We start from the raw sequence: 8,941 nt of genomic DNA on the forward strand, positions 1-8,941 counted from the left end.
ATGGTAGACAATACAGAATTAATTTCTTATGAGTAATTAGACTTTTGTGTTATTTAAATAAAATGTTTCAAGGCACTGCTTTTGCTTAGCAGTGCCTTTTTTGTGGCTGTGTCAATTCTTTTGGCATTATAAATCCAATTTTTAGAAATAAAATTTAATTATTTTAACAAAAGTATTGAAATTTTGTTTCTTTAGATATATACTCTAGTCATAGAAATGAAGACGGATACAGAAAAAGAGGGATAATATGTTTGGCTTTTCAATATTTATGAATGATTCTTTGTCAGAAGAGAAGAAACAGTATATCCGCCAAATGGCATCCAATGGCTTTGTCGGTATTTTCACTTCCATGCATATACCGGAAGATGATGTTTCGGCTTATCAAAATCGATTGATCGAACTAGGAAGCGAAGCGAAAAAGAATAAACTAGAGTTGATGGTCGATATTTCAGGAGAGGCATTGAAACGAGCTGGCTTTTCATTAGAAGATCTAACACCCTTGAAAGCAATTGGTGTAACAGGGTTAAGAATGGATTATCATATTTCTAATCAGCAGATCGCCGACTGGTCACATCAATTGAAAATCAGTTTGAATGCCAGCACGATCACGCCTAAAGATATCGATGAGTTGAAAGAAGCAGCGGCTGATTTCTCACAGATTGAAGCTTGGCATAATTATTATCCACGTCCTGAAACAGGGCTGGACAAAGAATGGTATCAGGAAAAAAATCAATGGCTCAAAACTCAAGGATTCCTTGTACAAGGCTTTGTACCAGGAGATACAGAGTTGAGAGGTCCACTGTATCAAGGATTACCAACTTTGGAAGAACATCGAGGGATCCATCCTCTGGCAGGTGCTCTTGATCTATTAGCAAGTAACACGGATATTGTTTATATCGGAGATGCAGGTCTGTCAGAACACGTTCAGGAGCAATTTGCTTCTTTCCAAAAAGAACAGACAGTCTTGCTCCATACGGAACCTGTAGATGAAGTTTTTTACGAATATATATTAGGAAAACATACGAATCGGCAAGATGATGCAAGAGATGTCATACGAAGCGCAGATGCGCGTTTTCGAGAGATTCCGCCAATCCCAGTAAGAAATACAGCTAAGCGTATGAAAGGATCTATTACTTTAGATAACGAAAAGTATTTGCGCTATATGGGTGAGATCCAATTAACTAAATATGATTTGCCAGCGGATGAAAAAGTGAATGTAGTAGCCAAAGTCATCAAAGAAGAACTACCGCTGATCAACCAAATCAAAGCTGGTATGAACTATCAATTTATAAGAAAAGAAGGAAGATAAAAATGAGCAAAATCAATTTAGAGAACCTAACAACGGAACGCAGAAACCAAGAAACTTTTGGATTAGATGAAATGAGTATTTCTCAAGCAGTCCAACTCATGAACAAAGAAGATCAGAAAGTGGCCGCTGCTGTTGAAAAAGAACTGACAAGTATCGAGCCAGTGATCGCCAACACGATTGAATCCTTTAAAAAAGGTGGTCGCTTGATTTATATGGGAGCTGGAACGAGTGGTAGACTTGGTGTATTAGATGCTGCTGAATGTGTACCGACATTCGGTGTAGAACCGGAAATGGTCATAGGTCTAATTGCTGGTGGAGAAGAAGCAATGACTGTAGCCGTCGAAGGAGCCGAAGATTCTTATGAATTAGGGCAAGAAGATCTAATCAAGCTGAATTTAACAAAAAATGATATAGTTATTGGTATCGCAGCTAGCGGTCGTACACCATATGTGATTGGTGGATTAGATTACGCAAAATCGATTGGTGCTGTTACAGGAACGGTTTCTTGCAATAAACAAGCAGAAATCAGCAAGCATGCGGATTTCCCAATTGAAGTCGATGCAGGACCAGAATTTTTGACAGGCTCTACTCGATTGAAGTCAGGAACAGCACAAAAACTGATTTTGAATATGATTTCTACTATCAGTATGATCGGTATCGGTAAAGTATTCAATAACTTGATGGTCGACGTCAAACCAACAAATGAAAAACTAATTGAACGCTCAAAACGAATCATCATGCAAGCGACAGAAGCTGACTACGAAACAGCTGAAAAGTACTTTGAAGAAGCAGATCAAAATGTCAAACTGGCTATCGTCATGATTTTGACAAATAGTGATAAAGAGGCAGCTCAAGCAAAATTAGCTGAAGCAAACGGTTTTGTAAAAGGAACCTTATGAGGGGGAAAAGACCATGGCAAAAAACGAATTGACTTTGGAAGAACTGGCAAAACAAATTTATCAAGGAGCAGGCGGTATGGGCAATGTTGAAAGCATTGTCCACTGCATGACTCGTGTACGTATGAAGGTCATCAATGATGATCTTGTAAATGTCTCGGAATTAAAAGCGATTCCAGGAGTACTTGGCGTAGTAGAGGATGAACAGCTCCAAGTCATCATCGGACCTGGGAAAGTGAACAAAGTAGCGCAGGAAATGGTTGACTTAGCAGGCGTGAAATTAGGAGAAAAACTTCCTTCTGCTAGTGCAGCTACAGCAAGTTCTTCTGCATCTGGAAAAGACCGTGTAAACGAACGGGCACAAGAAATGAAAGCGGCACAAAAATCGAAACAAAAACCCTCTAAAATCAAATCGGTATTAAAAGACATCTCTAATATCTTTGTACCAATGATCCCTGCATTTGTCGGCACTGGGATCGTGGCAGGGATTGCCGCAGTTTTAGCAAACTTAGTCACAGCTGGAACACTAGACGCAGGAACATGGCAACAATATATCGATGTGATGAACATCTTGAAAAACGGGATGTTTAGCTATCTAGTTATCTATACAGGTATCAATGCTGCACAAGTTTTTGGTGCAACGCCAACGCTTGGTGGAGTTATCGGGGCCGTTGTGATGCTGACAGGGATGAATCCAGAAGCACCACTGAAAAACTTGTTTACCGGTGAAGCTCTTGCAGCTGGACAAGGCGGGATCTTAGGTGTTATCTTCGCAGTTTGGTTATTGTCAATCGTTGAGAAAAAACTGCATAAAGTAGTACCTGATGCGGTAGATATCATCGTTACGCCAACTCTTTCCCTGATTGCCATCGGTCTGATCGAAATTTTCTTCATCATGCCTTTAGCAGGGTTCATTTCTGACGGCATGGTCGGTGGGATCAACTGGGTACTTGGTGTTGGAGGAGCATTTGCCGGCTTCGTTCTAGGTACATTATTCTTGCCAATGGTCATGTTCGGACTACATCAGATCTTGACGCCAATCCATGTACAAATGATTGATGAAACTGGTCGTACCTTATTGCTTCCAATCCTTGCGATGGCCGGAGCAGGACAAGTGGGTGCAGCATTGGCATTATGGATCCGCTGCAAAAAAGACAAAGAATTAACAGAAATGATCAAAGGGGCTTTACCAGTCGGAATCTTAGGAATCGGCGAACCATTGATTTACGGAGTAACATTACCTCTAGGACGTCCATTTATTACTGCTTGTATCGGTGGAGGTATCGGTGGGGCAGTGATCGGAATGATCGGAAATGTCGGAGCAATCGCTATTGGACCTTCAGGAGCCGCTTTGATTCCATTGATCTCTGATGGTAAATGGTTAGGCTATATCCTTGGTTTATTGGCTGCTTACGCTGGTGGCTTCGTTGCTACATTCTTCTTCGGTATTCCTAAAGACCGTTTAGAAAAAGAAGAACTAGCGACCGAAACAGCCACAGTAAATGAAGTACCTGAAAAAGCAGTACCTCAAGCTTCAGCTGAAAGTGTGACTATCTTATCATCAGTTGCTGACGGAACAGTTGTTTCTTTAGATAAAGCAAGTGACCCAGTTTTTGCACAAAAAATGATGGGTGAAGGTTACTTTGTAGAACCAGAAAACGGACATATCTATTCTCCGGTTACTGGGGTAATAAGTTCTGTTTTCCCAACAAAACACGCTATCGGCATTACGACACCAAATGGCTTAGAAATCTTGCTTCATATGGGCATCAACACAGTTGACTTAGGCGGTACGCCATTTGATGTGAAAGTAACAGAAGGACAGCAAGTGACACCTGATACGCTTGTAGCAGAAGCTGACCTAGAAGCAATCAAAGCAGCAGACAAAGAAACCTCCATGATCGTCTTGGTAACCAATATGGATCGTGTAAAAAACTTTGTCTTGGAAAAAACAGGTAAAGCGAAAGCAAAAGCACCTGTGATGGATGTCAAAGCTTAATAAGAATAGAAACAATAGAGAACATAAAAAGAAGAAGCCAAAATTTATTTTTCAGCTTCTTCTTTTGTGTTATTTATTTTTTTCTGCCAAAATTTGATAAACGCGTGTCACATCAGATGGTGTTCCCCGTAATTCATAATCTGCCAAGAAAGGAAAGCCAAATCTTTGTGCGTATTGTTTGGCTGTCAGACAATATTGATTATTGAAGTTTTTATTACCGCTACCGACTACACCAAGGCAAAGTTTATGATTGTCTTCGTATTCCAGATATTCGCGCATCGTTTCGGTCAAGATTTCTGTGTCACCGTTGTCTAACCCATTCCCGCCGTCTAAATAAGTAGGAACGAAAGTAAAAAATGGTTCTGTTTCTTTCGTAAAATCACTATTTTCATGGATTTCTTTTAAAGTAACTTCAGGATTGACAGGATCTTCTGCATGCATTTTTTCAGCATATTCTGCTAGATGTTTGGCAAAAGCACGCGTATTTCCTGAAATCGATATATATAAAATGTTCATGGATCATCCCCCAATTCTTTCCCTTTAGTATAGCATCTTTTTAAGTTTTTTGGTGGTGTAATTTGGAAAGGGACTAGGCGCTTTGCTTGTATAATGAGAAAAAAGTCGGTAGAATTATATTTCTATTAAAGTTTTTATTAATTAAGTAAAAATAAAAAAGGTTTGTTATACTTTTTGATAAAAGCGGTTTTACTTTGGAGGATGCTTACATGGATACAGAGCAACAGAAAAAAGGAATTGGTTTGATTCCACTTGCTGCCTTAGTGATTGGTTCAGCGATTGGAGGTGGCGTATTTGGTATTATGACGGACATCTCCGGATCGGCTGGTGGCCCAGCTATCTTCAGCTGGGTACTCGTAGGAACAGCAATGTTGATGCTCTCCTTATCGATCAATAATATCAATAAAAAACGTCCAGATTTAAAAGGCGGGATCTTTAGTTACGCAGAAGAAGGTTTTGGCCGTTTCGCTGGTTTTATCAGCGGTTGGGGTTACTGGCTCACATGCTGGTTAGGAAACGTGGCGTTCGCAACATTGTTGATGAGTGCATTAGGTTATTTCTTCCCCGTATTCGAAGGTGGTCAAAATGTGGCATCGATCGTGATGAGTACGATCTTCTTATGGGGATATGCATGGCTAGTGAATCGTGGAGTTGAAAATGCTAGCTTTGTCAATGCTATCGTCACATTTTGTAAATTAGTGCCATTATTTTTATTTATTGTAGTAGCTATCAGCACCTTTTCGATCCAACAATTCATTAATAACTTTTCTAGCGATATCATATTGAATGCGAATGGGCAGCCGATCCCGTTTTCTAGTCAAGTATTGAGTTGCATCATGGTGATGCTCTGGGTATTCGTTGGTATTGAAGGAGCTTCTGTCGTAGGTTCACGAGCAAAAAAACAATCGGATGTTGGGAAAGCAACGATTCTAGGAATATTCGGTTTGATCATTATTTACGTCTTGGTTTCCATGCTTCCATATGGCACAATGACGATGAATCAGCTACAAACGATCAAAGCGCAACCTGCTATGGGATATGTATTTGAAATGATGGTTGGTAAATGGGGGGCGGTCGTGATCAACGGCGGTTTGATCATTTCTTTAGTTGGGGTTTGGCTCTCATGGACAATCTTGCCGATTGAAACAATGGGGAATATGGCTGAGGACGGACTTTTGCCTAAAGCATGGGGAAAACTCAACAAAAATGGGGCACCAACTTATGCTATCGTATTGACGACGTTATGTACGAATGTCTTTTTACTTTCATTATTATTCACTGACAGTGCATATAACTTTGCTTATACACTTGGTACAGCAGCGATTTTCTTCACGTGGCTTTTCTTAGGGCTGTACCAAATGAAGCTTTCTTATCAGCGGAAAGAGTGGGTCCAATTTTTAGTAGGGTTTTTAGCAAGTGCTTTTCAAGTATGGGCCATGCTAGTTGTAGCCTTTAATGAAGTGATGCTTGTTCTTGTTCTTTTCTTACCAGGTATTTATTTTTACCTCAAAGCACGTAAAGAACAAAACGAACCTGTACAACATATCCACTTAGATAAGATTTTACTTATCGGTGTGACGATGGTCGGAGTAATCGCAATGGTTTTATTTGCCACTGGGATGCTTCACGTATAGAAGTATAAAGAGAGGCTGTGAAGCCTGTCGTTTATTCAAAAAAGAAGCGGTGACAACATTCGTGTCATCGCTTCTTTTTTTGAATAAATGGTGTTCAAGAAGTAGCTTCTTCTAAAAATAAGCCGAAATTTCTTGAAACTGGCCACTTCTGTCACAACTTCTTTGTTAATGAACCATCATACATTTTTTCGCTTGAATACGAGGTATCCCAATGCTAAGAACAAAGCAATGTAAGCTAAATTGCCAAACAGCATTTGATTAGTAGAAAGATGAGTCAATTGCTTCATAATCTCTTCGTTGCCAATTTGGTTTTGCAGATTCAGCATACTGATTGGATTCCATTTGATCCACTCCCATTTTTGAATGAGTGCGATGAGGATACCAGATATGATTGATGAAGCAAAATAAAAGACGATCCCTGCTGAGATGGAGGCACCGGAACTATTGATAAAACAAGCAATCATCAACACTAAACTTAAAATTAGCCATAAACCGATATAACTACCCAAAGTATAAGTGAATAAGCTTTGGATCAGTGTCTGACCAGTAGAAATCTTCTCCGTAAAGGAAATCGAAGGGAAAAGGATCAGTTTCATCAACACGGTGACAATAATAGCTAAAAGGTATAAATAAATAGAATAAATAACTAATGTGATCCATTTGCTTACTAATATTTCTCCTCGAGAATACTTTCGATAAAGGAGATTTTTCAATGTACCATATTGTGATTCCATTGAAATGATCGTACTTGCAGCAGCAATCATGATAAAGACAATCCAAGATGTGGCACTGAAAAGCTGAGCAGTCATTTCAACTGGATCAATGATCGTCGTGTATTTTTTGGCTAGAAGTGCTGTTCCTATGAGTAAAGCGACTAATAGAACAGATAAAACAGCAGTTGACTTTTTCTTGATCAATTTAAATAATTCTTGTTTTACAAGCAATGTCATTTTTCTTCTTCCCCCTTTACTGAATCCAGAATTTCCAATAGGGAAGATTCCAAATCATTCGTCAGATGCTGGACATCTGTCACATGGACATTTTCTGCAGACAATAACTGGATAACAGTTCCTAATAACTCTTCGTTTTCTTTTAGAAGCTTGATTTTATCAGGATCTTCCAAGGGATATCCAGCGTCTGTCAAGATCGTTCGAGCAGCTTGATCATTTGTCGTAGAGATAACGATGAAATCTTGCGCTGTTTGGTTCAATTCAGCCATTGTACATTGTTTGATGATTTTTCCTTGATTGATCAGGATCAGCTCATCGACCATTTTTTCAAGCTCGCTGAGTAAGTGACTGGAGATCAAGAAAGAGGTGCCCTGAGTAGCCAAGTCGGTAATGATTTTTCGCACATCTCTTGTTGCTTGTGGATCCAAACCGTTCATCGGCTCATCTAAAATAACGATAGACGGATGGTTCAGTAAGGCAAGAGCAATTCCCAATTTTTGTTTCATTCCCAGCGAGTAGGATTTCGCTTTTTTGTGAATGTATTTTTCCATCTTGAGCTGTTTCACGATAGTGTCGATAGCAGATACATCGTTTGTTTCAGAGAATAACTTCAGATGATCATAACCTGTTAAGAATGGATAGATACCCGGATATTCGATCAATGCTCCTACTTGTTCTAATCCTTTATGACTAGAGGGAGAAATCTCATTTTCACCAATACGGATCGTTCCTTCTGAGTAATGGATCAGTCCTAAAATAGCTTTCATGATCGTTGTTTTTCCAGCGCCATTAGGACCTACTAATCCAACGATTTTGCCAGGAGATAAGCTAAAACTGACATCGCTGAGGGCTTGTTTGTGACCAAAGTTCTTGGATAATTCTTGGACCGAAAGACTTTTCAAAAATATTCACTCCTTTTCTATAGATAGTACAAGCATACACCTGATGAGTAGAGAAGTCGCTAGGTCATTAGTCTTATTTTCTTGTTTTTTCATAGAAAGAGGAATATCAAATAAAAAGCCCCGCTTTTTCTGATCAGTCCTTGTCTGCTTGTCTAAGTATCTAGTGACCACTAGTGATTTTGATGCCAATGATGCTGATGAGCAGCAACCCGACAAAAAACCAAGTGGAAAGATTCAGCTTATCATGAAACAAGACCACACCAATAATGACCGAACCAACCGCGCCAATCCCTGTCCAAATAGGATAAGAGAGACTCATCGGCAAACTTTTGATTGCCTTTGACAAAAAGTAAAAACTAGCAATCATTCCAATCACTGTGTAGAAAGAATAATTGACTTTGGAAAAACCATCACTCCATTTCATCATCGTTGACCAGAATACTTCCAAAATCCCTGCTATGATTAATTCCATCCATGCCATACTTACATTCCTCCTTAACTATAAAAAAATACACAAAAAGAGGAAAATCATCCCTTCAAAGACCTAATGGAATGATCATCCTCTTTATCCTACCCGGTGGCAGATCGTATATCTTTTTCTGTAGTATAGCACACCTACCAAGTTATCGGCAATCTGATTCTTCTTAGTAAGGTGCATCAAGCATCGATGGATACATCATTAGCGTAAAAGAAAATAAATGCTTTTCAACAGCATAGAACTAATCTGTTATTTAT

The 8,941-nt window shown here is 39.3% G+C and carries 8 protein-coding genes; 4 read left to right on the top strand and 4 right to left on the bottom strand.

Annotation, left to right across the window (positions count from 1 at the left end):
* Window positions 1-247: 247 nt before the first annotated feature.
* From A5849_RS04690 to A5849_RS04700, 3 genes are read left to right on the top strand one after another with little or no spacing between them, the layout of a single operon-like run.
* A complete protein-coding gene (locus A5849_RS04690; protein ID WP_002306097.1) occupies window positions 248-1,309 on the top strand; it encodes a DUF871 domain-containing protein in 1,062 nt (353 codons plus the stop codon).
* 2 nt (window positions 1,310-1,311) lie between these two features.
* Complete coding sequence (murQ, locus tag A5849_RS04695; RefSeq protein WP_002346108.1) at window positions 1,312-2,208, top strand: N-acetylmuramic acid 6-phosphate etherase; 897 nt, start codon at window positions 1,312-1,314, stop codon at window positions 2,206-2,208.
* 13 nt (window positions 2,209-2,221) lie between these two features.
* A complete protein-coding gene (locus tag A5849_RS04700; RefSeq protein WP_002334912.1) occupies window positions 2,222-4,204 on the top strand; it encodes a glucose PTS transporter subunit IIA in 1,983 nt (660 codons plus the stop codon).
* A gap of 69 nt (window positions 4,205-4,273) precedes the next feature.
* On the opposite strand, the gene nrdI is transcribed toward A5849_RS04700, so the two are convergent.
* The gene (gene nrdI, locus A5849_RS04705; protein ID WP_002308351.1) at window positions 4,274-4,720 is read right to left on the bottom strand and encodes a class Ib ribonucleoside-diphosphate reductase assembly flavoprotein NrdI; all 447 of its coding nucleotides are present in this window, start codon (window positions 4,718-4,720) and stop codon (window positions 4,274-4,276) included.
* A gap of 209 nt (window positions 4,721-4,929) precedes the next feature.
* On the opposite strand from nrdI, the gene A5849_RS04710 reads away from it, so the two are divergent.
* Window positions 4,930-6,354, top strand: coding sequence for a basic amino acid/polyamine antiporter (locus A5849_RS04710; RefSeq protein ID WP_002306103.1), 1,425 nt, complete (start codon window positions 4,930-4,932; stop codon window positions 6,352-6,354).
* 176 nt (window positions 6,355-6,530) lie between these two features.
* On the opposite strand, the gene A5849_RS04715 is transcribed toward A5849_RS04710, so the two are convergent.
* From A5849_RS04715 to A5849_RS04725, 3 genes are all read right to left on the bottom strand, one after another.
* Window positions 6,531-7,304, bottom strand: a complete 774-nt coding sequence (locus tag A5849_RS04715; RefSeq protein WP_002308353.1) for an ABC transporter permease subunit — start codon at window positions 7,302-7,304, stop codon at window positions 6,531-6,533.
* On the bottom strand, window positions 7,301-8,206 hold the full coding sequence (locus tag A5849_RS04720) for an ABC transporter ATP-binding protein (protein ID WP_002334911.1): 906 nt from the start codon (window positions 8,204-8,206) through the stop codon (window positions 7,301-7,303). Before A5849_RS04720 ends, A5849_RS04715 begins: the two co-directional genes overlap by 4 nt.
* A gap of 160 nt (window positions 8,207-8,366) precedes the next feature.
* Entirely contained in the window at window positions 8,367-8,687 is a 321-nt protein-coding gene (locus tag A5849_RS04725; protein WP_002308356.1) for a multidrug efflux SMR transporter, read from the bottom strand.
* Between the last annotated feature and the right edge of the window lie 254 nt (window positions 8,688-8,941).

The organism is Enterococcus sp. 10F3_DIV0382, assembly GCF_002140245.1.
Lineage (GTDB): Bacteria > Bacillota > Bacilli > Lactobacillales > Enterococcaceae > Enterococcus_B > Enterococcus_B lactis.